The organism is Streptomyces pseudovenezuelae (genome assembly GCF_029892565.1).
Lineage (GTDB): Bacteria > Actinomycetota > Actinomycetes > Streptomycetales > Streptomycetaceae > Streptomyces > Streptomyces pseudovenezuelae_A.
In genome coordinates this window covers 649,698-672,662 of record NZ_JARXVH010000005.1, presented here as the reverse complement: position 1 = coordinate 672,662, position 22,965 = coordinate 649,698, and the positions used below count along the sequence as shown (strand labels likewise).

General features: G+C 71.1%; 20 protein-coding genes and 1 pseudogene. 5 read left to right on the top strand and 16 right to left on the bottom strand.

The window, feature by feature from the left end; genetic code table 11:
- Window positions 1–24: 24 nt before the first annotated feature.
- The 12 genes from M2283_RS19505 to M2283_RS19450 form a co-directional block, all read right to left on the bottom strand.
- Window positions 25–861: a carbon-nitrogen hydrolase family protein gene (locus M2283_RS19505; RefSeq protein ID WP_280877551.1), complete on the bottom strand. Its 837-nt coding sequence runs from the start codon at window positions 859–861 to the stop codon at window positions 25–27.
- Window positions 858–1,709 carry a carbon-nitrogen hydrolase family protein gene (locus M2283_RS19500; protein ID WP_280877550.1) on the bottom strand — a complete coding sequence of 284 codons (852 nt, stop codon included), beginning with the start codon at window positions 1,707–1,709 and terminating at the stop codon, window positions 858–860. Before M2283_RS19500 ends, M2283_RS19505 begins: the two co-directional genes overlap by 4 nt.
- Entirely contained in the window at window positions 1,706–3,175 is a 1,470-nt protein-coding gene (locus M2283_RS19495) for an MSMEG_0567/sll0787 family protein (RefSeq protein WP_280877549.1), read from the bottom strand. Before M2283_RS19495 ends, M2283_RS19500 begins: the two co-directional genes overlap by 4 nt.
- The gene (locus M2283_RS19490) at window positions 3,145–4,251 is read right to left on the bottom strand and encodes an MSMEG_0568 family radical SAM protein (protein ID WP_280877548.1); all 1,107 of its coding nucleotides are present in this window, start codon (window positions 4,249–4,251) and stop codon (window positions 3,145–3,147) included. Before M2283_RS19490 ends, M2283_RS19495 begins: the two co-directional genes overlap by 31 nt.
- Window positions 4,252–4,261: 10 nt before the next feature.
- On the bottom strand, window positions 4,262–4,783 hold the full coding sequence (locus M2283_RS19485) for an MSMEG_0572/Sll0783 family nitrogen starvation response protein (RefSeq protein ID WP_280877547.1): 522 nt from the start codon (window positions 4,781–4,783) through the stop codon (window positions 4,262–4,264).
- Window positions 4,784–4,838: 55 nt separating this feature from the next.
- Window positions 4,839–5,654, bottom strand: a complete 816-nt coding sequence (locus M2283_RS19480) for an amidohydrolase family protein (RefSeq protein ID WP_280877546.1) — start codon at window positions 5,652–5,654, stop codon at window positions 4,839–4,841.
- 3 nt (window positions 5,655–5,657) lie between these two features.
- Entirely contained in the window at window positions 5,658–6,986 is a 1,329-nt protein-coding gene (locus M2283_RS19475) for an MSMEG_0569 family flavin-dependent oxidoreductase (protein WP_280877545.1), read from the bottom strand.
- Between the two features lie 204 nt (window positions 6,987–7,190).
- Complete coding sequence (locus tag M2283_RS19470) at window positions 7,191–7,976, bottom strand: thioesterase family protein (RefSeq protein ID WP_280877544.1); 786 nt, start codon at window positions 7,974–7,976, stop codon at window positions 7,191–7,193.
- Between the two features lie 69 nt (window positions 7,977–8,045).
- On the bottom strand, window positions 8,046–10,190 hold the full coding sequence (locus M2283_RS19465; RefSeq protein ID WP_280877652.1) for an RICIN domain-containing protein: 2,145 nt from the start codon (window positions 10,188–10,190) through the stop codon (window positions 8,046–8,048).
- Between the two features lie 163 nt (window positions 10,191–10,353).
- Window positions 10,354–11,715: a lectin gene (locus M2283_RS19460; RefSeq protein WP_280877543.1), complete on the bottom strand. Its 1,362-nt coding sequence runs from the start codon at window positions 11,713–11,715 to the stop codon at window positions 10,354–10,356.
- 303 nt (window positions 11,716–12,018) lie between these two features.
- Complete coding sequence (locus M2283_RS19455) at window positions 12,019–12,363, bottom strand: MazG-like family protein (protein WP_280877542.1); 345 nt, start codon at window positions 12,361–12,363, stop codon at window positions 12,019–12,021.
- A 25-nt stretch (window positions 12,364–12,388) separates the two neighbouring features.
- The gene (locus M2283_RS19450) at window positions 12,389–12,958 is read right to left on the bottom strand and encodes a DoxX family membrane protein (protein WP_280877541.1); all 570 of its coding nucleotides are present in this window, start codon (window positions 12,956–12,958) and stop codon (window positions 12,389–12,391) included.
- A gap of 179 nt (window positions 12,959–13,137) precedes the next feature.
- Here M2283_RS19450 and M2283_RS19445 point away from each other — a divergent pair, with 179 nt between their 5' ends.
- Together M2283_RS19445 and M2283_RS19440 are read left to right on the top strand one after the other, a co-directional pair.
- Window positions 13,138–13,464, top strand: a complete 327-nt coding sequence (locus M2283_RS19445; RefSeq protein ID WP_280877540.1) for a nuclear transport factor 2 family protein — start codon at window positions 13,138–13,140, stop codon at window positions 13,462–13,464.
- A 57-nt stretch (window positions 13,465–13,521) separates the two neighbouring features.
- Window positions 13,522–14,508 (top strand): aldo/keto reductase, encoded by a 987-nt coding sequence (locus M2283_RS19440; protein WP_280877538.1) that lies wholly within the window; start codon window positions 13,522–13,524, stop codon window positions 14,506–14,508.
- A gap of 175 nt (window positions 14,509–14,683) precedes the next feature.
- Here M2283_RS19440 and M2283_RS19435 read toward each other — a convergent pair.
- Both M2283_RS19435 and M2283_RS19430 read right to left on the bottom strand, forming a co-directional pair.
- Window positions 14,684–15,355 (bottom strand): annotated as a pseudogene (locus M2283_RS19435) (ABC transporter ATP-binding protein); the annotation flags it as partial.
- Window positions 15,356–15,448: 93 nt separating this feature from the next.
- On the bottom strand, window positions 15,449–16,909 hold the full coding sequence (locus tag M2283_RS19430; protein ID WP_280877537.1) for an ABC transporter permease: 1,461 nt from the start codon (window positions 16,907–16,909) through the stop codon (window positions 15,449–15,451).
- 200 nt (window positions 16,910–17,109) lie between these two features.
- Between M2283_RS19430 and M2283_RS19425 the strand changes: the two genes are divergently transcribed.
- Window positions 17,110–18,285: a D-alanyl-D-alanine carboxypeptidase family protein gene (locus M2283_RS19425; protein ID WP_280877536.1), complete on the top strand. Its 1,176-nt coding sequence runs from the start codon at window positions 17,110–17,112 to the stop codon at window positions 18,283–18,285.
- Between the two features lie 242 nt (window positions 18,286–18,527).
- Here M2283_RS19425 and M2283_RS19420 read toward each other — a convergent pair whose 3' ends face one another.
- Window positions 18,528–19,286, bottom strand: a complete 759-nt coding sequence (locus M2283_RS19420) for an SDR family oxidoreductase (protein ID WP_280877535.1) — start codon at window positions 19,284–19,286, stop codon at window positions 18,528–18,530.
- A 60-nt stretch (window positions 19,287–19,346) separates the two neighbouring features.
- Window positions 19,347–20,345, bottom strand: coding sequence for a Gfo/Idh/MocA family protein (locus M2283_RS19415; RefSeq protein WP_280877534.1), 999 nt, complete (start codon window positions 20,343–20,345; stop codon window positions 19,347–19,349).
- 192 nt (window positions 20,346–20,537) lie between these two features.
- Here M2283_RS19415 and M2283_RS19410 point away from each other — a divergent pair, with 192 nt between their 5' ends.
- Both M2283_RS19410 and M2283_RS19405 read left to right on the top strand, forming a co-directional pair.
- Entirely contained in the window at window positions 20,538–21,794 is a 1,257-nt protein-coding gene (locus M2283_RS19410; RefSeq protein WP_280877651.1) for a multidrug effflux MFS transporter, read from the top strand.
- Window positions 21,746–22,915, top strand: coding sequence for a serine hydrolase domain-containing protein (locus tag M2283_RS19405; RefSeq protein WP_280877650.1), 1,170 nt, complete (start codon window positions 21,746–21,748; stop codon window positions 22,913–22,915). The genes M2283_RS19410 and M2283_RS19405 overlap by 49 nt, the downstream gene beginning before the upstream one ends.
- Window positions 22,916–22,965 lie beyond the last annotated feature (50 nt).

The following is a 22,965-nucleotide window of genomic DNA, read 5'->3' as shown; positions in this document are numbered from 1 at the left end:
GGACGCGCCCCCTCCGCGGGGCGGTCACGACCGCGTCTCCCGATACGCCGACGGCCGCCGCTCGTCCAGATGCCGCAGCACCCGCCGCGCCCGGTCGATCTCCGCCGCGATGTCGACCTCGGCCACCGCGAGGCCCGCCTTGGACCAGGTGCGGGCGAGGATGTCGCCGCCCGGGCCGACCACCTTGGCCTGGCCGAGGAAGCGCATGCCGCCCATCGCGCCGGTCTGGTTGGAGGAGGCGAGGACGACCTGGTTCTCCGCGGCGCGGGACTGGTCGTAGAGGTCGAAGAGCTTGGCCTGACGGTCCTGGGCCATGCGCGGCGCCCTGTTGGTGATGCTGGTCGGCCAGGCGGAGAGACAGGCCAGGATCTCCGCTCCGTCCAGCGCCAGTGAACGCGCCGACTCCGGGAACGTCTTGTCGTAGTCGATCAGCATGCCCACGCGCCCCACCGGGGTGTCGAAGGCGTCGAAGCGGTCGCCGGGGGAGTAGGCCGCGACCTCGCCGGCCGGGAGGTGGACCTTGCGGTGCCGGCCGAGGACGCCGTCGCCGGACACGCACACCGCCGCGTTGTAGCGCTCGGTGCCGCCGTCCTCGCAGTAGCCCACACACACCACCATCTCGGCGGCCAGACGGGCGACTTGGAGGAGGAGCGGGTCGTCCGGCTTCAGCGCGGGCGGCAGCGCCTCGGGGTCCGGGTGGCGCAGGTCCGCCAGATAGCCGCCCAGGGCCGCGTCCGGCAGGACCAGCAGGCCGGCGCCCGACGCCCGTGCGTCGTCGATGAGTTTGGCGATCCTCGCCAGGTCGAACTCCAGGTCGCGGCCGAAATGGGCGGCCACGGCCGCGATCCGGACGGTGCTCATACGCTGACTGCTCCTGCGGGTGTGTAGGTGTCCGGACGCCGGTCGCGCAGGTGACCCATCGACCGGCGGGCGGTCTCCAGGGCTTGTACGACGTCCAGTTCGGCGATCGCCATGCCCGCGTCGACGCCCGTGTCGGCCAGGATCTCGCCGCCGGGGTCGACGACCTTGGCGCTGCCGACGAAGCGTAGCGAGCCGAAGGTGCCCGACTGGTTCGCCGACAGCCACACAATCTGGTTCTCCAGCGCCCTGGCCCGGTCGAAGAGGTCGAAACGGCGCTTCCAGCGGTCCTCGGCCAGGTTCGTCGCCGCGTTCGTGCGGGCGCCAGGCCAGGCCGACACACAGACACCGATCTCCGCCCCGTCCAGGGCCAACGCCCGTGCCGACTCCGGGAACGCCTTGTCGTAGCAGATCATCATGCCGAGCCGGCCGACCGGTGTGTCGAAGGCGTGGAAGCGGTCGCCCGAGGCATAACTGGCGTCCTCGCTCAGCGGTTGGTGGACCTTGCGGTGGTTGCCGAGCACACCGTCGCCGCCCACGCAGACGACGCTGTTGTAGCGGTTGCCGTCCGGACCCGCCTCGCAGTATCCGGCGACCACCGTCAACTCGCCCGCCAGCGAAGCCAGTCGGCGGATCTCCGGGCCGTCGAGCGGCAACGCCGGTGGCCCCTCGTCCAGTTCGGCCGCGTCGTCCAGACTCAGCAGATACCCGCCCAGACAGGCCTCGGGCAGTGCCAGCAGTCGTACGCCCGCTTCCCGCGCCTCCTTGATCAGGCGCTCGGCGATCGCGAAGTCCTCCTCCAGGTCGCGGCCGAACTCGGCGGCCACGGCGGCCATGCGCAGCGTGCTCATGCGGCTCCCATCCCGGTCACGGTGGAGGTGACCGCTTCGGTGATCTCTCCGTCGGGCCAGCGCAGCCCGACGCCTTGTCCTTCGGCCAATTCACCGCAGACGGCACCGATGGCCGGTCCCGCGGGCAGCGGTGGCCCGCCCGGCACGTCCGTGGTGAGCATCGCGTAGCCGGGGAAGCAGGTCAGCCAGTCGCCCATCGAAGCTTCCAACGGGCGTGGCACCGCGGCCACTTCGAGCACCGCACGGCAGCCGCTCGCCTCGGCGAGCATCCCGAGGGTGCCGGCGATCCCGGCCATCGACACGTCCTTGGCCGCGGCCGGACGGGCGGCGGCCACCGCCCGTGTCATGGCGCGGAGTTCGGGCGTACGGCGGTGGCTCGTCGAGTCCCATTGACGGCCCCGGTAGCCCGCTCGCCAGCCGCCGCCCAGGTCGGCCGTCAGCCGTACCGCGTGTCCGGGGCGGCCCCCGCCGCCGGGGACGGGGTGGGCGGTGCGGCCCAGTGCGGTCACCGACAGGGCGGCGGGGACGCCGAGTTGGGTGTGGCCGCCGAGGACCGGGAGGTCGTACGCCCGTGCCGCCCGGCCAAGGCCGGCCAGGACCCGCGCGGCATGGGAGGCGTCCCGCGCGCCCACCGCGTCCAGCAGGCCGAGCGGTGAAGCGCCCATCGCCGCGAGGTCGTTGACGTTGACCAGGACCGCGCACCAGCCCGCCCAGTCGGGGTCGCGCTCGACCATCGACGGCACGATCGCGTCGCACGCGGCGATCACGTCGGTGTCCGGGACGGGGGCGCCGTCGTCGCCGACGAAACCGGCACCCCCGGGGGCGAGGGACGAAAGGAGCGGCCCGAGCGCGGACTTGGTGGCCGCGGCCTGGGCGGCGATGCGTCCGATCGGCCACCGCATCATGATGTGCGGCGCGCCCGCGACCTCGGTCGCCCGCACGGACCGCCAGCCCAGCCGGCGGAACAGCACCTCGTTGCGGGCCTGGACGGTCGCGTCGAAGCGCAGCGCCCCTTCCGCCTCGGCCCGGGCGCAGGCGGCGCGCACCAGGGCGGCGCCGATGCCGTGCGGGCCGCGGGCCTGGGCCGAGACGACCAGCCGGCCGCCCTGCCACCAGCCGAGGTCGGGCCCGTCGTCGACCGGCCCGAGCCGTACCCCGCCGACCACGGTGCCGTCGGGCGCCCTGGCGACCAGGACGACCGTGCGCGGATCGAGGTCACGCTCGTCGGCGTCGTGGCGGGCGAACAGCCCCTGCTCGTCGACGAAGACGTCCCGGCGCAGCCGCCGGTAGGCCGCCAACTCGGCCTGGCCGTCGGCCTGTTCGATGTGGAAGGCGGGTCGGCGGGCCAGCGTGCTGCGGTCGCCGAGCAGCGCCAGGACGTCGAAGGGCTCGTCCCGCACCGGCGCCGCCGAGGATCCGTCGAGGTACACCTCCCTCACCCGCCCGCCGTCTTGAGCACGCTGCACGCCCCGCAGGCCGCGCACCCCGCCTTCTGGTCGGCACCGCTCATGCCGGCGGCGACCAGCTTCGCGGCGACGCCCTCGGTGACGTACCGCAGCAGCTCCGCGCTCGGCGCGGGGATGCCGTCCTGCGCGGCGAGGGTGCCGCGCATGGGGCGGAAGGGGACGACGAAGGGGTAGACGCCCCGGTCGATCAACCGGCCCGCGCCCGCGACGAGTTCGTCGGGGTCCTCGCCCAGGCCGATCAACAGGTAGGTGGAGACGCGATTGGCGCCGAAGACGCGGACCGCCTCGTCCCACGCGGCCTCGTACTCGGCCAGCGCGACCGTCGACTTGCCGGGCATCCAGCGCCGCCGCACCTCGTCGTCCAGCGACTCCACGTGGATGCCGATCGCGGTGGCCCCGGCGTCGTGCAGGGCGCGGATCCAGGACAGGTCGCCGGGCGGTTCGCACTGCACCTGGACGGGGAGTCCGGGTACTGCTTCGAGGACGGCGCGCACCGACCGTACGAGGGTGCGGGCGCCGCGGTCCGGGCCCGTCGTCGTGCCGGTGGTCATCACCATCTGCCTGACGCCGTCCAACCGCACCGCCGCTTCCGCCACTTCGGCGAGCTGCGCCGGTGTCTTGGCGGCGACCGTGGCTCCGGCGCGCAGCGACTCCTCGATGGTGCAGAAGCGGCAGCGGTCGGACTCGGCGTAGCGGATACAGGTCTGGACGACGGTGGTGGCGAGGACGTCGGCGCCGTGCAGGCGGGCGATGTGCTCGTAGGGGACGCCGTCGGCGGTCGTCAGGTCGTAGAACCTCGGGCGGTGTACGGCGGTCAGGGTCAGCCCCGTGTCCTCCTCGCCGAGCCACACCTTCCCGTCGCGGACGCGGTAGGGGCTGGCCGGGTTGGTGGGGAGGGCGGCGTTGGCACCGTCGACGAGACCGTGCCCGATAAGGAAATGCCCGTCGTCGCTGGGTCCCGCGCCGTCGGGGCGCCGTACGGGAGCGTCCAACGCCACTCCGTGCAGGGCGAGTTCGGCGCGGGTCAGGATGCGGACGTCCACGGCCGTACTGGTCGATCCGGTGCCAACGCTCACGTCGTGCCCCCTACAGCTGGTAGGTCGAGTTGATGATGGCGCCCTTGCGCGCGTAGTGGATCAGCGCGTCCTGGACGTCCAGCGGGTGGGTGGGGATGACGCCCTCGATGAGGTCCTCCTCGCGGGCGCCGTGCAGCGAGAGGCCGAAGCGGCAGCAGAACACCTTGCCGCCCTCGGCGATGAACGTCTTGAGCTGGTTGTTGATGTTGTGCTCGCCGGGGAAGGCGGAGGTGCCGGTGGTCGGGAAGCCGCGGGTGGCAAGGCAGTTGAGGGAGCCGGGGCCGTAGAAGTAGATGGCGGTCTCGAAGCCCTTGCGCAGCGCGCGGGTGGCCTGGAGCACGGCGACGAAGGAGACCGACGACTCGTGGGCGATGCCGTGGACGAGGGTGAAGTAGGTTTCGCCGTCCTCGGCCTTGTAGTCGGGGAACACCTTGGTGGCGCCGTAGATGCTGGTGCCCTCGGGCAGGGACGGGTGGGGGATCTCGGTGAGGGACTTCTGCTCGATCTCGCTGAGTTCGACGGTTTCGGACATGGCTGTCTCCTTGCGCGTACGAGAGGTGAGGGAACGGTCGGAGAGGAGGGACGGGTCAGTCGTAGAGCGTGGCGAACGTGTCCCGGAAGACCCGGTCGCCGAGTTCGCCACCGCCGGTCGCGGCGGCCATCCGGGCGTACTCGCCGCTGAAGTCGCCCCAGGGCTGGTCGCTTGCGAAGAGCACGCGGTCGTGGCCGAGGCCGCGGTGCTCGATCTCCCGGGCCAGCCAGTACGGCAGGAACCCGATGGCCCAGGAGAGGTCGGTGTAGACGCGCTTGCCGGCCGCGATCCAGTCGAAGAAGCGGGACCCGGCGAGCTTGATGTGGCCGCTCATCCCGCCGCCGAAGTGCACGAGATGGACGGCGACCTGATCGGCGTACCAGTCCACCAGGTGGCCGACCTCGTCGATGTCGGAGGCGGCGCCGGGGGAGGTGTGGACGTGCACGACCAGGTCGTGGCGGGCGGCGACGGCGAAGATACGGTCGAGTTGGGGGCGGCAGGCCGGGTCGGTGGGCCGGCCGCCGAGCAGGAAGCTCAACTTCAGGGCGCGCACCCCGCGTTCACCGGCGAGCGTGAGGGCCACGTCCGTGCGGTGGGCGTCCTCGGGGCGCGGGGAGACCCACAGCCCCGCTCGGATGCGGTCGTCGGTCTGGGCCGCCTCGATCGCCAACGCGTTGAAGGAGAAGGCGATCTCGGGGTCGGGGACGCCGTAGTTGGGGATGACCAGGGCGCGTTCGGTGCCTTCCGCGTCCAGGTCGGCGAGGAGCTGCTTGACCGTGGCGCGGGCGGTGGTGTCGGGGTGGACCGGCGGGCCGCCGTAGAAGGGGTAGGCGGGCAGTACGCCGATGTGGCGGTGGGCGTCGTGGACCATGGCTCAGCCCACCGGTACCGCGGCTGCGACGCGGGTCGGGGCGCCGGTGAGAGTGCCGCAGACGTCGGCGAGACGCCGGCCGGCGTCGATGTGGCCGGCTATGAACTCGGCGTCCCTGCCCACCGCTTCGAAGCGCCCCGAGCCCCAGGAGTGCTGCCAGGGCAGGCCCAGGAAGTACAGCCCTGGGACGCTGGTGACACCGCGCCAGTGCATCGGGTAGCCGCGTCCGTCGAAGGCGGGGATCTCGATCCAGCGGTGGTCACGGGCGAAGCCGGTCGCCCAGACGACGGAGGTGACACCGGCCGCGTCGAGGTCCAACTCGCCCGCCTGCCCGTCCGGTTCCCACACGGGCGTGTAGCGGGGCTCGGCCGGAGCGTCGATGCCGCGATCAGCGACATGGGCGTCGATGGCGTCCTTGATGCCCTCCGCCACGGCGTCCGCGTGATCGAGGTTGACCTTCAGGTCGTCGGCGAACTCCAGGGCCGGGCCGTCGATTGAGGTCAACCGGCCGTACAACCGCATGCCGTCCTTCGCGAAGGCGCGCAGGTCGATGTCCCGGCCGCCGTCCCGCCCGGTGACGTAGTGGTTCACCCGCATGCGTACCGCGCCGGCGTCGTCGAACTCGTCGATGGACCTGGTGTAGTGGCCCATCTCGTCCAGCCAGGCCACACAGTCCCGGCCGCGGTAGAAGCGGGCCACGCGTGGGGCGCTGCCGACGGCCAGGTGCACTTGGCGCCCCGCGAGGTGCAGGTCCTCGGCGATCTGGCAGCCGGATTGTCCCGTGCCCACCACCAGCACTGCCCCGTCGGGGAGTTGACCGGGACTGCGGTAGGCGGAGGAGTGGACCTGCTCGATCTCGCCGGGCAGCCGCTCCGCCGCGCGCGGGATCTTCGGGCGGTGGTACGGGCCGGTCGCCACGACGACCTGTTCGGCGGTGAAGTCGCCCGCGGTCGTGGCCAGTTCGTAGGTCCCGGTGGCCGACCTGCGCACCCGGGTGACCGACACGCCCTCCACCAGCGGAGGCCGGAAGTGGGCGACGTAGTCCTCCAGGTAGCGCACTATCTCGTCGCGGACCATGAAGCCGTCGGGATCGTCGCCCCGGTAGGGGTAACCGGGCAGCCTGCACTGCCAGTTGGGGGTGACCAGGCAGAAGGAGTCCCAGCGGCGGCTGCGCCACTCGTGACCGACCCGGTTCGCCTCGACGACGACGTGCTCGATGCCGCGTTCGTGCAGGCAGTGGCTGACCGAGAGGCCGGCCTGGCCGCCGCCGATGACGGCGACCGGGAAGTGGGCGCCGGCGAGCCGGCGTACGTCGAAGCAGATCTCGGGCATGACATCCCCTCCACGCAAAGCGGCGAGGTCTTTACACCTCGGCGCTGCCTGTGGGACCCACTTCAGCCACCGGCCGTTACCGGACCAAGTCATCCGGAATAAAGCGGAGTTACGTGGTCCTCACGTTGGGTGGGGGGACGGACACCCTGTGTTGCCTCAGAGGCAAAAAGCCGTTCGGCCTGCTTCCGTTCGGCCTGCTCCCGTTCAGCGTCCCGGCTGCGGGCGGACCGTAAGGAGCTGCTGGGCCTGGCCGACGGGGCCCTGGATGTCGTACAGGACCGTGCTGGTCAGGCCCTGGCCGGTCGGGCCGAAGGCGACCGTGGTGTCCAACCCGGTCCAGGAGCCCACCGGTTGGCGGTGCAGGTGGATCGTGAGGTCGACGTTCGGGAACATCCACTCGGCGGGCGACTCCCGTACGGCGATGCCGTTGGCCGTGTCGACGAGGGCGAGGTAGGACGCGAGCGGACCGCTGGGCTCGCCGGCGACGAGATCGAGCGAGGTGGAGACCCAGGCGGTGGTGCGGCCCGGCTGCGGCGGGGCGAGGGGGCGGACGTCGATCGAGGCGATGTACCCGCCGGGCCAGGCGTCGGCCATCTTCCACGGCGCGAGGGACTCGGGTGGGGTGAGCCGGGTGTCGGGGCCGCCCGCCACGGCGGTGGTGTCGACGGCGGCGAGCAGCCAGGCGCGGGCCCGGACCACCGGCCGTCCTGCGATCCGCACCATGGCTTCGAGGAGCTCGATGGTGCGGCCGGGGCGGACGGTCTCGACGCTGATCTCGCACTCGTCCAGAGCCGGCCGGCCGAGGATGTCGAAGCTGATCCGGGACAGCAGCAGCCCCGGACGCTCGCCGATGTGGCGGTCCAGGGCGTGCGCGATGAGTCCGCCCAGCGGACTGAAGTGCTGCTCGTCCGAGGACCAGGCGCCGCTCGCGTGCGGGGTGGGCTTGTAGCGGTGGTCGTCGATGCGTTCGTAGTAGGCGGCGGAACTCAACGGGTGTGTCTCCTCGCGGTGGTCGCAGGCTCGTCCAGCAGCCTACGACCACCGCGATCGGGAGATCCGTTACGGGTAGCTGGTCAGGTTGGCCACGTTGTTGGAGGAGTTGGACGGGCCTCCCGTGTTGTTGACGACGTGGCTGATCGTGCCCGTGCCGCCCAGGGACACCGTCAGCATGCTGGTGAAGCGGACGCCCGAGTTGTTCGGGGCTTCGATGGCGCGTGCCGCCACCACGGACGGGTTGACGTTGAAGTAGCAGTAGCTGCCGAGCCCGTAGGCCTGATGGCTGGTGACCGAGTCGGCGACCTTGTAGGCCGCGTAGCCCTGGGTGGAGCCGTTCATCCAGGACGCCTGGTTCGGTGGGTCGTAGGGCATCTCGTTCTGGTAGAAGTACGTGCGCCCGCCGTTGCCGTTCCAGATGGTCTGGTACTTCTGGTAGTGCTCGACGAACAGCCCGTACATCGTCACGTTGTCGCCGTTGACGATCAGGCCCGTATCCGCCGTGTTGCTGGTCCAGCCGACGCCCGAGCCGTGGTCGGCGCGCCAGATCCACATGTGGTCGCCGATCACGTTGTCGCTGTTGACGACCAGGCTGTTGGTCGCCTTGCCGACGCCCGCGCCGCCGACGCGGAAGTAGACGTCATGCAGCGAGGTCGGGTCGGCCGTGTGGGTGGCGGACGAGCCGGTCGGCCCGACCTCCATCAGGGACGGCGAGTTGGTCGTGCCGGCGTCGAAGAGCAGGCCGGCGACCTTCACGCCGTCGACGTCGGCGACCTTCATCGCGGTGATGCCGTTGTCCGGGATGAGGGTGGCGAGGCCGAGACCGAGGATCACCGTGTCGGGCCGGTTCACCTGCAGGGTCTGGTTGAGGTGGTAGACACCCGGCGTCACCAGGAGGTTCTTGCCGGCCGCCAGGGCCTCGTTGATCTGCGCGGCGGTCGCGCCGGGCTTGACGATGTAGAAGCTGTCGATGGACAGCGACGAGCCGGCCGGCGAGCCCGAAGCCCAGCTGGTTCCGCTGGAGTTGGAGCGCAGCGAGGGCACGAACACCTGATAGGCGCCGGCACTGTCGACGTACAGGAACGGCTTCTCCCGCGTGACCGGGGTCTGCGCGACCGTCGTGTAGGGCGGGTTGGGGAAACTGGTGCCGGGGACGCCCTGGCTGCCGACGAAGACCATGTTCCAGTTGGAGCCGGTCCAGCTGCCGAGCTGCGAGTTGCGGGTCAGCCACTGCTGCTGGCTGCCGGAGTTGACCTGGCCGTCGATCTTGCTGTCGGCGAGCAGGCCGCCGCTGGACCAACCGCCGTCGTCCAGCGCGAGGTTGCCGCGCAGGTGCATCCGGCGGTAGGCCGCCGCCTGCGAGACCGCCCAGCGGTCGGAGCCGCCGGTCGGGGTGACGGAGAGGTTCTCCGCGCCGCGCCAGAAGTTCTGCGTGGCGTTGCCCTGGAACCAGTCGGCCTCGGCGTGCACCGCGCCGTTGATGTTCACGGCGTCCGGGGTCAAGCCGAGGCCCAGCACCTGGGTGTAGAAGCCGACGTTGACGTTCGCGCTGTAGGTGCCCGGCTTGAACATGACGGCGTAGCGCTGGGAGCCGAACTGGTTCGTCTCCTGCTGCGAGAAGATCGTGTTCACGCGGCTCTGGATGGTCGACGCCGACATCGACGGGTCGAAGACGACCACGTTCGGGCCGAGGTCGGGGTTGCCGGACGACGGCGGGTTCACGGCGCCCACCTGGAAGCGTTGGGCGGTGGAGCCGTTGCAGGTGTACTGGACCAACTGCACGCTGTCGGCGGTCGAGGCGGCCGGGTCGTCGAGGCACTTGCCGCTGTTGCGGTTGACGAAGTGGTACGCGCCGCCGCCCTCGTCGACCGGCAGCCACTGCTGGTTGGTGCCGCCGCCGTAGGTCCACAGCTGGGCCAGCGCGTTGTCGGCCGTGGAGACACCGGTGACGTCGACGACCTGGCTGGTGTTGTTGCCGTTGTTGATGCTGACGTAGCCGTCCGTAGTGGTCGTGAAGCTCCACTGCTGGGCCGTACTGCCGTTGCAGGTGTACTGCTGCACGGCCGTGCCGTTCGCGGTGGCGGCCGACCTGGCGTCCAGACACTTGCCGCTCGCCGCGTTGGAGAGCGTGGAAAAGCCGGTGGGCAGGGCGGTGGCCGCCGCCTGCGAGGGGCTCGCGGTCAGCAGCGACGCGGCCGCCCCGGCGACCATCGCGACCGCGAGCGGTCTGCGGCCCCGGGAGGCGGTGCGTAGATGACGGAACACGGGTTCTCCTAGCCTGAGTTGCTGAGGGGGGTGGGGTGCGGCCCGGCTCGGCCGGTGCGGGCCGAGCCGGGCCGGTGTACGCCGTGACTCAGTCGGCGTACACCGCGACTCAGCCGGTGTAGGCCGAGAAGACGCGGGTGTAGTCCCAGTTGGCCTGGCTGACGCCGGAGCAGCTGTCGGCGGGGCCGCCGGTGCAGGGCCGGTCGCGGTTGGCCGACCAGAAGGTCAGCCGGGCCAGGTGGTGCTGCTGGGCGTAGGCGAGGATCGTGCGGAAGTCGGCGACGGTGACGGTCTCGTTGTTGTCGGTGATCCCGTTCATGGACGAGATGCCCATGTCCCGGTAGGCCGTGTCGTCGCTGTAGCCGTACGCGCTCTTCAGCGCGTTCTTGAGGCCCTCGGCGGCCTGGACCGTCAGGTTGCCCATGTTCTGGCCCGCACCGCCGAAGTCGAACGGCATGATGGCCCACGCGTCCACCGTCAGGCCGGAGCTGTGCGCCCGGTTGATCAGGCTGGTGTCGGGACCGCTCTGCCCGGTGCCGATGGTGATGTACACCTTGATGCCCGGGTTGTTGGCCTTCACCGTCTTCAGCGCGTCCACCGTGCGCTGCTGCACGGTCCCGTTGCTGTACGCGTCGGCCTCGATGTCGATGTCGATCGCCTTGAGCGCGTAGGCGTTGATCACCTTCTGGTACGCAGCCGCCAGCTCACCGGCGCTGGAGCACGAGCTCTCCAGCTTGTTGCCGCTGTAGCCGCCGAAGGACGGGATGACCTCGCCGCCGTTGGCACGGATGGTGTTGATCGTCTGCTGGTCCACGCCGCCGGCCAGCGCGCGGCCGCCGTCCCACTGGGGGTTGCAGTAGCCGTTGCTGAGGACGAAGGCGAGCGTGAAGTTCTTGACGCCGGTGGCGTTGGTGATCGTGGTGGGGCTCGGCGGGCTGCCCCAGCCGTTGTAGAGGTAGGGCGCCACGGCCAGGGGCGACGAGGTCGGCGGGTTGTCGCCGCCGGCGGCGGGCGCGGTCCACTTCTGGTTGGCCGCGCCGGAGCACGTCCAGATCTGGGCGCGGGTGCCGTTGGCCGAGGAGTTGCCGGTGGCGTCCAGGCACTTGTTGGCCTGCGTGCCGACGATGTCGCGGGCGGCGGAGACGGTCCACTTCTGGTTGGCGGCGCCGGAACACGTCCACAGCTGGAGCTTGGCGCCGTCGGCGGTCGAACTCCCGGTGACGTCAAGACACTTGCCGAGCGCGCGGATCGTGCCGTCGGTGCCGACGGTCCACTGCTGGGCGGCGGTGCCGTTGCAGTCGTAGAGCTGGACGGCCGTGCCGTCGGCGGTACTCGCGCCCGCCACATCGAGGCACTTGCCCCCGAGGCCGGTGATCGTGCCGGTCGCGGCGGACGCGGGGGTGACGGCCATGAGGCCGGCGGAGAGGGTGAGTGCCGCCACGGAGACTACGGCGACGAGTGGTCTGGGCATGACAGATCGGCCCTTTCGTGGGGGGTGGGACGCCCGGGGCCGGGGCGACCGGTGCAGGGCGAACGCACGCGTGAGACGGGGCTGACCGGTGAACCTAAAGGTATGGACCACTTACGTCAAGAGGTGAAGTAAGGTTTGACGGAAGTGACTTGGATGACGTCAGGGTGTAACGGGAACGGGGGGTGACGGAGGCGGGGCGCAGGCGGGACGAGGGTGGCCGGAACCTGCCGACACGGCACGGCGGGCGACCGCGACGAAGCCCCGTAGTCCGTCCCCTTCAGGACGTCTCCCTGTCCATCTCCTTCACGGCGCCCCGCCCACCCCCAGCGACCGCGACCTCACCCGGGCCAGATGGTGGGCGAAGACCTCGCGGGTGTCCGGGGTCAGGGTGCGCAGGGCGACCAGGGCCGTGATGACGACGTCGCACAGTTCCGCCTGGACGTCGTCCCACGTATGGGTGATGCCCTTGCGCGGGTTCTGGCCGGTGGCGCCGATCACCGCCTCGGCGACCTCGCCGACCTCCTCCGACAGCTTGAGCATCCGCAGCAGCATGCCCGCCTCGCCGCCGGCCGGGCGGTTCGCCTCCAGCCAGGTCCACAGCTCGTCGATCGTGGCCCAGACGTCCCCGGGCAGGTCCTGATCACTCATGCGGGCAGCCTGTCACGCCGGTTCACTACTCGAACATTGCCTCCTGCGCCCCGGCCTCCTCCTCCCACTCCGACCCCTCTTCCCCCGCCTCCCGCAGCCGCTGGTTCCTCATCCCCACGACCACCGCCGTCACCGCAGCCGTCACGCCCAGCGCGACCGGGACCATCCAGCCGCGGTCGACCGCGTGGCCGAGGGCGTGGTCGAGGGAGAGGCGGCCCGGGCCCGTGACGGCGAGGCCGGCCGCGGCCAGGCTCAGGCTCGCCGCGTGCTCGTAGCCGCCGCCCGCGGCGAAGAAGCCGTTCGGGACGTGCACCGCGGCCGCCCCCACCATCGCCCCGGCCGCCGCCGCGCCCGCCGCCGGGGTGGCCAGGCCGAGAGCCAGCAGGGTGCCGCCGCCCGCCTCCGCGAGGCCCGCCGCCGTGGCGCTGGCCCGGCCGGGCGTGTAGCCCACGGACTCCATGAACTGGCCGGTCCCCTCGATCCCGTGTCCCCCGAACCAGCCGAACAGCTTCTGCGCGCCGTGCGCGGCCAGCACACCCCCCGTGCCCAGCCGGAGCAGCAGCAGGCCCAGATCACGTCGGTCGAAGCAGGTCACGATGACTCCCGGTGCGGACGGCAGGAAACGGCAGGAACAGGTCCCCCCCTCGCGTGTCTCCACCGGTCTCCGCCGGAGGCCCTCCCCACTTCTCCACCGTCGCACCGCACCCACCGGGTGGGCCCGTTCGCGCGGCCGTTCGGGTGGCGGTCGCGGGGGAGCGGTGTGAGTCTGCTGGCATGACGATTCAGCCAGCCAAGCTCACCGATCCAGCCGTCCGGGCCTTCGTCACCGCCGTCAACGCCCATGACCGGGACGGTTTCCTGGCGCTGCTCGCGCCGGGCGCGACGATGGCGGACGACGGATCCGACCGGGACCTCGACGAGTGGATCGACCGGGAGATCTTCTCCTCCAACGGTCACCTCGACGTCGACAACGAGTCCCAGGGCGGCCGCGCGCTCCTCGCGAACTACCGCAACGACACCTGGGGCGAGATGCGCACCCGGTGGAGCTTCACGGTGGAGGACGACGGCAGGATCTCGCGCTTCGAGACCGGCCAGGCGTAGACAGGTTCGTATAACCCCTTGCCTTCGTGTGCGCTTCAACTCTTAGCGTCTGTCGGTATGAAGACGAACAGGACACTCGGTCGCAGCGGTATCGAAGTGAGCGCCCTCGGCTTCGGCTGCTGGGCCATCGGAGGCGAGTGGCAGGGTCCCGACGGGCAGCCCCTGGGCTGGGGCAAGGTCGACGACGACGAGTCCGTACGGGCGATCCGGCGCGCCCTCGACCTCGGGGTGACGTACTTCGACACCGCCGACACCTATGGCGCCGGGCACAGCGAGCGGGTGCTCGGTCGTGCCCTCGGCAAGCGGCGCGACGACGTCGTGGTCGCCACCAAGTGGGGCAACGTCTTCGACGAGGAGACCCGCACGCTCACCGGCGGCGACGACTCCCCGGAGTACGCCCGCCGCGCACTGACCGCCTCGCTGGAGCGGCTCGGCACCGATCACGTCGACCTGTACCAACTGCACCTCTCCGACGCGGATCCGCGGCGGGCGGCCGAACTCCGGGACCAGTGCGAGGAGTTCGTGCGCGAGGGCCTCATCCGTGCCTACGCCTGGAGCACCGACGACCCCGCCCGGGCCGCCGTGTTCGCGCAGGGAGAGCACTGCGCCGCCGTGCAGCACACGCTCAACGTGCTCAACGACGCGCCCGAAATGCTCGCGCTGTGCGAGGAGTCGGGGCTCGCGAGCGTCAACCGCAGCCCGCTGGCGATGGGGTTGCTGACCGGAAAGCAGCGCGCCGGACGCACCCTCGAAGCCGGCGACATCCGCAACACCCCGCCCGCCTGGATGACCGGCTTCAAGCAGGGCGCGGGCGCCGACGAGGACTGGGTCGCCCGCGTGGACGCCCTCCGGGACATCCTCACCAGCGAGGGCCGTACCCCCGCCCAGGGCGCCCTCGCCTGGATCTGGGCGCGCAGCCCGCAGACGATCCCGATCCCTGGGTTCCGGTCGGTCGAGCAGGCCGAGCAGAACGCGGGCGCGATCGAGAAGGGGCCGCTCACCGCCGGGCAGCTGGCCGAGGTCGACCGGATGCTCGGAAGGTGAACGGCCCCTGGGGGCACGGCATTCGGTAACCCTGGTTGCCGTGGCGTCAGTACCCCTGGTTGCCGTACCGGGCGTACTGCTGCTGATCGCCGTCCTGCTGACCGCCGTACCCCTGATCGCCGAACTGCTGCTCCCCGTACGGCTGTTGCTGCGCGGCCGGTGCGAACTGCCCGCCCTGCTCCGTGAGCGTGAGCCGGCCCGCCTTGATGATGGCCAGGCGCGGGGCGCGGCGGGCGATGGAGGAGTCGTGGGTGACCATGACGAAGGTCAGCCCGTACTCGTGCCACAGGCCCTCCAGCAGGCCCATGATGTCGTCGCGGGTGCCCTCGTCGAGGTTGCCGGTGGGCTCGTCGGCCAGCAGCACCTTCGGCTTCTTCACCAGCGCGCGGGCGATCGCGACGCGCTGCTGCTGGCCGCCGGAGAGCTCGGCGGGGGCGTGGCGCAGGCGGTCGCCGAGACCGACCGAGGCCAGCGCCTCGGCCGCCCGCTCGCGCCGCTCGGCGGGCTTCACGCCGAGCGGGACCAGGGCCGTCTCGACGTTCTCCTGCGCGGTCAGGGTCGGGATGAGGTTGAAGGACTGGAAGATGATGCCGACCTTCTCGGCGCGCAGCCGGGTCAGCTTCGCCTCGCTGATCCGCGCGAGGTCGACGCCGTCCAGCTCCACGCTGCCCTCGGTCGGCCGGTCCAGGCCGCCGATCATCTGCAGCAGGGTGGACTTGCCCCCGCCGGTCGGGCCCTGGATGACGAGCTGGTCGCCGTCCTCGATGGTCAGGTCGATGCCGCGCAGCGCCTCGACGGTCTCCTTGCCGCGCGTGTACCGCTTGGTGACGCCGGTGAGTCTGTACATGGGTGCTCCAGGAGCTAGCAGGAGGTGGCAAGAGGGGGGGGCGGGGCGCCGCCGCCCGGGGGGAGTGGTGGCGGCGCCCCTGCACGGGGGGTGTTACGACACGCTGCGCAGGGCGTCGGCCGGGCGCATCCGGGAGGCGCGCCAGCCGCCCATGGCGCCGGCGATCAGACCGCCGGTGACCGCCAGGCCCACCGCGAGCGCGATGGTGGTCAGGGAGACGGGGGCGGAGAGGGCGATCTCCATCGTGCTGGCCGTGGACTGCCGGCCGGGGCCGCCGCCACCGGGACCGCCGCCCGCGCCGCCGCCACCACCGGTGGAGCCGAGCTGCGCGGTCAGCTTGGGGCTGATCACGGTGACCGTGTAGGCGGCCGCGAGGCCCAGGGCGATGCCGAGAGCGCCCCCGATCAGACCGTTGACCATGGACTCGCCGACGACCTGCCGGGTCACCTTGCGGCTCGGCCAGCCCAGCGCCTTCAGCGTGCCGAACTCGCGTACCCGGCGGGAGACGGCCGAGGAGGTCAGCAGCGCGGCCACCAGGAAGGCCGCCACCAGTACCGCCACCGAGAGCCACTTGCCGACGCTGGTCGCCAGGTCGGAGGCGGTGGACAGCGAGCCGGAGACGGTGGAGGCGAGGTCGGCCGAGGTGGTGACCGTCGTACCCGAGATGTTCTTCTGGATCGTCGACTTGACGGTCGAGATCTGCTGCGAGTCGGTCGCCTTGACGTAGATCGTGGTGACCTTGTTCTTCGAGTCGCCCAGCGTCTGCGCCTGCTTCAGGGGCACGAAGACGTCGGTGGTGGACTCGGAGCTGTCGGGCGTCGCGATGCCGATGACCGTGAACTTGGTGCCGGAGATCTTGAAGGTCGAACCGACCTTGTACTTCTTCTCCTTGGCGTAGGACTTGCTGACCACGGCGACCTTGGAGTTGGTCTGCGCGGAGGTGAAGGTCTTGCCGGAGGTGATCTTCGACGTGGCGAGCGGGCCGAGGTCCTGGTTGCTGACGTCGATGCCGGCCACGGAGTAGGAGTTGACGTCGAAGGAGGCGCCGCCGCCCTGCACTTGGGGCTGGCCGGTGCTGCCGCTGTTGCCGCCGCCCGGTCCGCCCTGCTGGGAGGAGCCGGAGGTGGAGGACTGCGCCTTGCCCTGGGTGAAGGAGCCGTCGACCTTGGTGACGTTCAGGGTGAGCGCGCCGACCGCGCTCGACACGCCCTTCTGCGCCGCGACCTTGGTGACGAGGGAGGACGCGAGGGCCTGACCACCCTGCGTGTTGACCCGGTCGGAGCTCTGCGTGCTGCTGCTGCTCGACTTGGCGTCGAAGTTGAACCTCGGGCCCCCGGAGCTGCCGCTGGTGGGGGCGGCCTGCGCCTTGGTCACGGTCATGTCCGTGCCGAGGCCGTAGAGAGACTTCAGGACCTTGTCCTGCGCCTGCGTCATGCCGGCCGACACCGAGTTGACGGTGATGACCAGAGCGATTCCGAGCGCCAGACCCAGTGCGATGACCAGAGCCGCTTTCTTTCTCCGGCCCAGTTCGCGCTTGAGATAGATGCCAAACATCCCGTTCCTCGAAGGTTCTTGGCGCCCGCTGTGGGCGCTGCCACAAGCTAGGGAGAAACCTTTGAGTCCGGCTGAGTAAAGGATGTGTCAGGGCTGAGAATGCGAGGCCGCGAATCAGAGTTTCGTAAGACAGCCAATTCTTATCCTGTAGAGGGCAACCTGCCAGGAAACCCCTGTTGGGTGCGGTGTACGGTCCCCGAATGCACGATTCCTCTCCGCTCACCCGGCGGGCCGCACTGGGCCTTTGTGCTGCCGCCGCCATTCCGCTCGCCACGGCGACCGACGCGCACGCCGCCACCGTTGTCGGCGGCGTCCGGCTGGCCCGTCGCGGAATTCAGGGCACCGGTCTGCCCAAGAGACTCACCGCCGCCGCCTGGCTGGTCGCCGACCACGACAGCGGAGAGGTGCTCGCCGCCCGCGACGCGCATCGCCGGCTCGCGCCCGCGTCCACGCTGAAGATGCTGTTCGCCGACACGGTGCTGGGGAAGTTCGAGCGGACCGAGCGGTACCGGGTGACCGACGCGGACCTGGCCGGCATCCCGTCCGGCTCCAGCCTGGTCGGCGTCAAGCCCGGAATCACGTACACCGTCGAGCAGTTGTGGCAGGGCGTCTTCCTGCGCTCCGGAAACGACGCCGTGCACGTGCTCGCCCACATGAACGGCGGGGTCGCCAGGACGGTCGCCGAGATGCAGGCCAGGGCGGCGGATCTGCAGGCCCTGGACACCCATGTCGTCAGCCCTGACGGCTTCGACCACAAGGGCCAGTTGTCGTCCGCCTACGACCTCACGCTCTTCGCCCGGCACGGGCTGAAGGACGCCGACTTCCGCGCCTACTGCGCCACCAGGGCCGCCGACTTCCCGGCGGGCGGCAAGAAGACCTTCCAGATCCAGAACACCGACCGCCTGCTGACGGGCATGTACGGGGTGAAGACGTACGACGGTCTGATCGGGGTCAAGAACGGTTACACGAGCAACGCCGGCAACACCTTCACCGGCGCCGCCACCCGTGACGGCCGGACCCTGCTGGTGACGGTGATGCATCCCAAGAGCGGTTACAACGCCGTCTACGAGGAGACGGCCGCGCTGCTCGACTGGGGCTTTGGGAAAGGGAGTTCGTCCGGGGCGGTGGGCACGCTGGTCGATCCGCTCAGCGAGGGCGGGACGAAGGTGACCGCGACGCCGAGTGGTTCTTCGGCGCGGGCGGCGGCCGGGGCGCCGGGCTCGGCGGCGGGCGGCGGGTCCTCGCCCTGGGGGACGCTGACGGGCGCGGGTGGCACGGTCGCGTTGCTGGCGGGCGGGGCGTGGGCGCTGCGCAGGCGCCGGGCGGCCGGCTCAGCGGGGGCGGCGGAGGAGAACAAGACGAGCCGCCGCGACTGAAATTTCGCGGCAGCCGTTCCAGGCACCGGTTGCGTACCTCACGGTCCCACATGAGGTCCACCCCCACGCGATGCCATGGAACGGCTGCCGCATCCCCCCTCGGTTTTGGTCTGCGGAAGCCCAGTGCTCCAAGTGTGAAGCTCTTGTGTAGGAGAGTTGAGCATAAGCCCGCCACCGGCCGCAATAGTACGGACGGTCAAATTCCGCTTGTGCAAGTTGGGAGTTGGGATCGGCGGACGTGCTCAGCCGCGGCCGACGTACGGCATCGTCGTCGCCAGTACGGTCGCGAACTGCACGTTCGCCTCCAGCGGCAGCTCCGCCATGTGCCGCACGGTGCGCGCGACATCGGCGACATCCATCACGGGCTCGGGCGCGACCTCACCGTTCGCCTGCAACGCGCCCGTCTGCATCCCCGCCGTCATGGCGCTCGCCGCGTTGCCGATGTCGATCTGCCCCACCGCGATCCGGTACGGCCGCCCGTCCAGCGACAGCGACTTGGTGAGGCCGGTCAGCGCGTGCTTGGTCGCTGTGTACGCCACCGACTGCGGCCGGGGCGTATGGGCGGAAATGGAACCGTTGTTGATGATCCGCCCGCCCTGCGGGTCCTGTTCCTTCATCTGCCGGTAGGCCGCCTGTGCGCACAGGAACGCCCCGTTGAGGTTGGTGTCCACCACGTGCCGCCAGGCCTCGTACGCCAGTTCCTCCACCGGCACCCCACCGGGACCGAACGTCCCCGCGTTGTTGAACAGCAGGTCCACCCGCCCGAACCGCTCCACGGTCGCCCCGAACAGCCCGGCCACGTCGGCCGGTTGAGAGACATCGGTAGGTACGACGAGGGCGGCACCGTCGGCCGCGAGCGCCGCCGTCTCCTCCAGCGCCTCGGGGCGCCGCCCGGCGAGCGCGACGGACCAGCCGGCGTGCGACAACTCGACGGCGACGGCCCGCCCGATCCCGGAACCCGCACCGGTCACCACGGCGATCTTCGATTGCTCAGCATCCATGGACCGCAGCCTACGAAGCGGGATCCCGCGAGGTCACGCCCCGTTCCGGTGTCTCCGGGATCACGCCTCGTTCGGGTACCGCACCCCGATCCGCTCCCGGATCGTGTCCAGCGTGCGCATCACCGCGAGGGTGCCGTCGAGGGGGACGAGCGGGGACTCGCTCTCGCCGGACCGCAGGGCGCGCATGACCTCGCGGGCCTCGTGACGGAGGCTGTTGCGGGGGCCGTCGGCCGGGTCGGCGGCGAACTCCTCCGCGTCGCGGCCGTCGCGGTGCAGGACGAAGCGGTCCGGGAAGAAGAAGCCGTCCGGGATGTCGATGCGGCCCAGAGAGCCGGTGATCGAGGCCGAGGTCGACAGACCGCCGACGATGGAGCAGTGCACCGAAGCGAGAGCGCCGCTCTCCCAGCTGAGCAGTGCTCCGGTCTGCAGATCGACGTCCTCGTCGGAGAGCACAGCTCGCGCCACCACGTCCGACGGCTCCCCGAGCAGCAGCTGCGTGAACGACACCGGGTACACCCCGAGGTCGAGCAGCGAGCCGCCGCCCTGCTCCGGGTCGCGCAGCCGGTGCGCGGGCGGGAAGGGTCCGGCGAGCCCGAAGTCGGCCTGGATCGTGCGCACTTCACCGATCACGCCGTCGTCGACCAGCGTCTTCAGCCGCCGGATCATGGGGTTGCAGTACATCCACATGGCCTCCATCAGGAAGCTCCCGCGCCCCCGCGCCAGCGCGACCAGCTCCTCCGCCTCGCGCGCGTTGAGCGTGAACGCCTTCTCGACCAGCACGTTCCGCCCGGCCTCCAGGCACAGGCCCGCGGCCACCCGGTGCGCCGAGTGAGGGGTGGCGACGTACACGACATCGATGTCCTCGTCCGTGGCGAGCGAGCCCCAGTCGCCGTAGGCCCGCTCGATCCCGAACCGCTCCGCGAATGCCTTCGCCGACGCCTCGGTCCGCGAGGCCACCGCGACCACCTCGGCATCCGGCAGATCCACCAGTTCCGCCGTGAACGCGGCGGCGATCCCACCGGTCGCCAGAATTCCCCACCGCACGTTCTCCGCCGCCATCTCGCGCCGCCCTCGCTCAGGTGCCCCTCGGCCGCTCGTGTGACCCTCGGCACTGTGTACGAGCTGAGAGCATAGGTGTCGGATCACTCGGAGAGGGAGGGGCACATGCCCGAGCAGGGGGCGCCGACACCGCGCCTGGACCAGGGCGTGGAGCAGAGTCCGCACCAGGGCGCGGAAGAGGCGGCGGAACCCATGGCGGAACCGGCCGTCCCGGTGCCCGTCCTCGCCGCGCGCCGCACCGGCATCCTCGTCACGCTCATCCTGGGCGGCCTCACGGCCACACCCCCGCTCGCGATGGACATGTACCTCCCCTCGCTCCCGGAGGTCACCCGCTCCCTGCACGCGCCCGCCGCGACCGTCCAGCTCACGCTCACCGCCTGTCTGCTCGGCATGGCGCTGGGTCAGCTCGTGGTCGGCCCGATGAGCGACCGCTGGGGCCGCCGCCGCCCGCTCCTGACCGGCCTGGCGGTCTACATCGTCGCCACCGCCCTGTGCGCCCTCGCGCCCACCGTGGAGGCCCTGGTCGCCTTCCGGCTGGCGCAGGGCCTGGCGGGCGCCGCCGGGATCGTCATCGCCCGCGCGGTGGTCCGCGACCTGTACGACGGCATGGCGATGGCCCGCTTCTTCTCCACGCTCATGCTGATCTCCGGGGTCGCCCCGATCGTCGCGCCGCTGATCGGCGGCCAGATCCTGCGGGTGACGGACTGGCGGGGCGTGTTCGTGGTCCTGACCGTGGTCGGCGCCCTGCTGACCGCGGTCGTGTGGACCAGGCTGCCCGAGACGCTCGCCCCCGCCGAACGCCACAGCGGCGGAGTGGGGGAGGCCCTGCACTCGATGCGCCGCCTGCTCGCCGACCTGCCCTTCACCGGCTACATGCTCACCGGCGGCTTCACCTTCGCCGCGCTGTTCGCGTACATCTCGGCCTCGCCGTTCGTGATCCAGGAGATCTACGGCGCCTCCCCGCAGACGTTCAGCCTGCTGTTCGGCCTGAACTCGGTCGGCCTGGTGATCGTCGGCCAGGTCAACGGCAAGGTGCTGGTCGGCCGGGTCGCCCTCGAAAAGGTGCTGGGCGCCGGTCTGCTCGTCGTGATCGCCGCCGCGACCGGGTTGCTGCTCATGTCGACGGGCGTGTTCGGCGAGGTCGGGCTGGTTCCGGTCGCCGCCGCCCTGTTCGTCCTGATGTCGGCCATGGGGGTGACGCTGCCCAACGCGCAGGCGCTCGCCCTGATGCGTACCAAAAAGGCGGCGGGCTCCGCATCCGCGCTGCTCGGAACGTCGTCCTTCCTGATAGGCGCGGTCGCCTCGCCGCTCGTCGGGATCGCCGGGGAACACACGGCCGTCCCGATGGCCGTCGTCCAACTGGTGGCCGCACTGGTGGCACTGGCCTGCTTCATGGGAATCTGCCGTCCCTGGAACAAACGTACGAGCGTGGAGGGAGCGGGGAGCTGAGCGCACCGAGACTGCGCGACGACACACCGGAACGTGCCGGCCTCGACCCCGAGGAACTCCGTCTGCTCGCCAAAGAGGTCCACGACCTCACCACCGGGGACCGCCCCTGGGCGGCGGGCGCGGTCGTGGTCGCCGGACGCGGTCCGGTGATCGCCGTGGCGGAGGCGGCGGGCTGGGCGGTCCGGTACAAGTCCTACGACCCGGAGAGCGACACGGGCGTCGAACTGCCGAAGAAGTCCCGCGTCCCGACCACCGTCGACACCCCCTTCGACCTGGCCTCCCTCACCAAACTCTTCACCTCGGTGGCCGCCGTCCAGCAGATCGAGCGCGGCACGCTGGGCATCGACGCGCGCGTGGGCGACTACCTGCCGGACTTCCGCGCGGCGGCCAGACACGGCATCACGGTCCGCGAGCTCCTCACCCACACATCCGGCCTGCGCCCCGAACTCCCGCTCTACGACTGCGCGGACGACGCGGAACGCATGACCCTCCTCCGCGCCGAACCCCCGGTGGGCGTCCCCGGCACCTACACCTACTCGGACCTCAACCTGCTGCTCCTCCAGTACGTCCTGGAGCGCATCACGGGCCGCCCCCTGGACGTCCTGGTCCACGAGGGCATCACCCGCCCCCTGGGCATGACGTCGACGACCTTCGGCCCCTGCCCGGGCGCCGCCGCGACGGAGGACCAACGACGCCCCTGGGCCAAGGTCGACCGAGGCATGCTCCGAGGCGTCGTCCACGACGAGAACGCCTGGGCCCTGGGCGGCGTGGCCGGCCACGCGGGCCTCTTCTCAACGGCCCGAGACCTGGCGATCTTCGCCCGCACCCTCCTGGCCGGCGGCTCCTACGGCCCCGCCCGCATCCTCGGCCCCGACCTCGTCGAACTCCTCCTCACCCCGCCGGCCCTGGGCTTCGCCCTGGACCAACCCTGGTTCATGGGCGACCTGGCAGGCCAAGGCGCCGCGGGCCATACGGGGTTCACGGGCACGTCCCTGGTCCTGGACCGAGCGACGGACACGTTCGTGGTTCTCCTGGCCAACACGGTCCACCCGCGCAGACGCCCGGCGGACAACGGACCACGGGCCAGGGCGGCCACGAGAATGGCGAGGGCGGTCAGGTGAAGGGCGCGGTCGTGGAAGCGCCCCGGTCCGTGGTGGTGGACCGGGGCGCT

What these genes read in the sequence shown, in the direction of transcription:
- M2283_RS19505 (WP_280877551.1), bottom strand. Translation starts at nt 861, where the DNA reads ATGAGCACCGTCCGGATCGCGGCCGTGGCCGCCCATTTCGGCCGCGAC.
- M2283_RS19440 (WP_280877538.1), top strand. Translation starts at nt 13,522, where the DNA reads ATGAAGACGAACAGGACACTCGGTCGCAGCGGTATCGAAGTGAGCGCC.
- M2283_RS19425 (WP_280877536.1), top strand. Translation starts at nt 17,110, where the DNA reads ATGCACGATTCCTCTCCGCTCACCCGGCGGGCCGCACTGGGCCTTTGT.
- M2283_RS19475 (WP_280877545.1), bottom strand. Translation starts at nt 6,986, where the DNA reads ATGCCCGAGATCTGCTTCGACGTACGCCGGCTCGCCGGCGCCCACTTC.
- M2283_RS19410 (WP_280877651.1), top strand. Translation starts at nt 20,538, where the DNA reads ATGGCGGAACCGGCCGTCCCGGTGCCCGTCCTCGCCGCGCGCCGCACC.
- M2283_RS19415 (WP_280877534.1), bottom strand. Translation starts at nt 20,345, where the DNA reads ATGGCGGCGGAGAACGTGCGGTGGGGAATTCTGGCGACCGGTGGGATC.
- M2283_RS19465 (WP_280877652.1), bottom strand. Translation starts at nt 10,190, where the DNA reads ATGGTCGCCGGGGCGGCCGCGTCGCTGCTGACCGCGAGCCCCTCGCAG.
- M2283_RS19485 (WP_280877547.1), bottom strand. Translation starts at nt 4,783, where the DNA reads ATGTCCGAAACCGTCGAACTCAGCGAGATCGAGCAGAAGTCCCTCACC.
- M2283_RS19480 (WP_280877546.1), bottom strand. Translation starts at nt 5,654, where the DNA reads ATGGTCCACGACGCCCACCGCCACATCGGCGTACTGCCCGCCTACCCC.
- M2283_RS19500 (WP_280877550.1), bottom strand. Translation starts at nt 1,709, where the DNA reads ATGAGCACGCTGCGCATGGCCGCCGTGGCCGCCGAGTTCGGCCGCGAC.
- M2283_RS19445 (WP_280877540.1), top strand. Translation starts at nt 13,138, where the DNA reads ATGACGATTCAGCCAGCCAAGCTCACCGATCCAGCCGTCCGGGCCTTC.
- M2283_RS19430 (WP_280877537.1), bottom strand. Translation starts at nt 16,909, where the DNA reads ATGTTTGGCATCTATCTCAAGCGCGAACTGGGCCGGAGAAAGAAAGCG.
- M2283_RS19460 (WP_280877543.1), bottom strand. Translation starts at nt 11,715, where the DNA reads ATGCCCAGACCACTCGTCGCCGTAGTCTCCGTGGCGGCACTCACCCTC.
- M2283_RS19420 (WP_280877535.1), bottom strand. Translation starts at nt 19,286, where the DNA reads ATGGATGCTGAGCAATCGAAGATCGCCGTGGTGACCGGTGCGGGTTCC.
- M2283_RS19455 (WP_280877542.1), bottom strand. Translation starts at nt 12,363, where the DNA reads ATGAGTGATCAGGACCTGCCCGGGGACGTCTGGGCCACGATCGACGAG.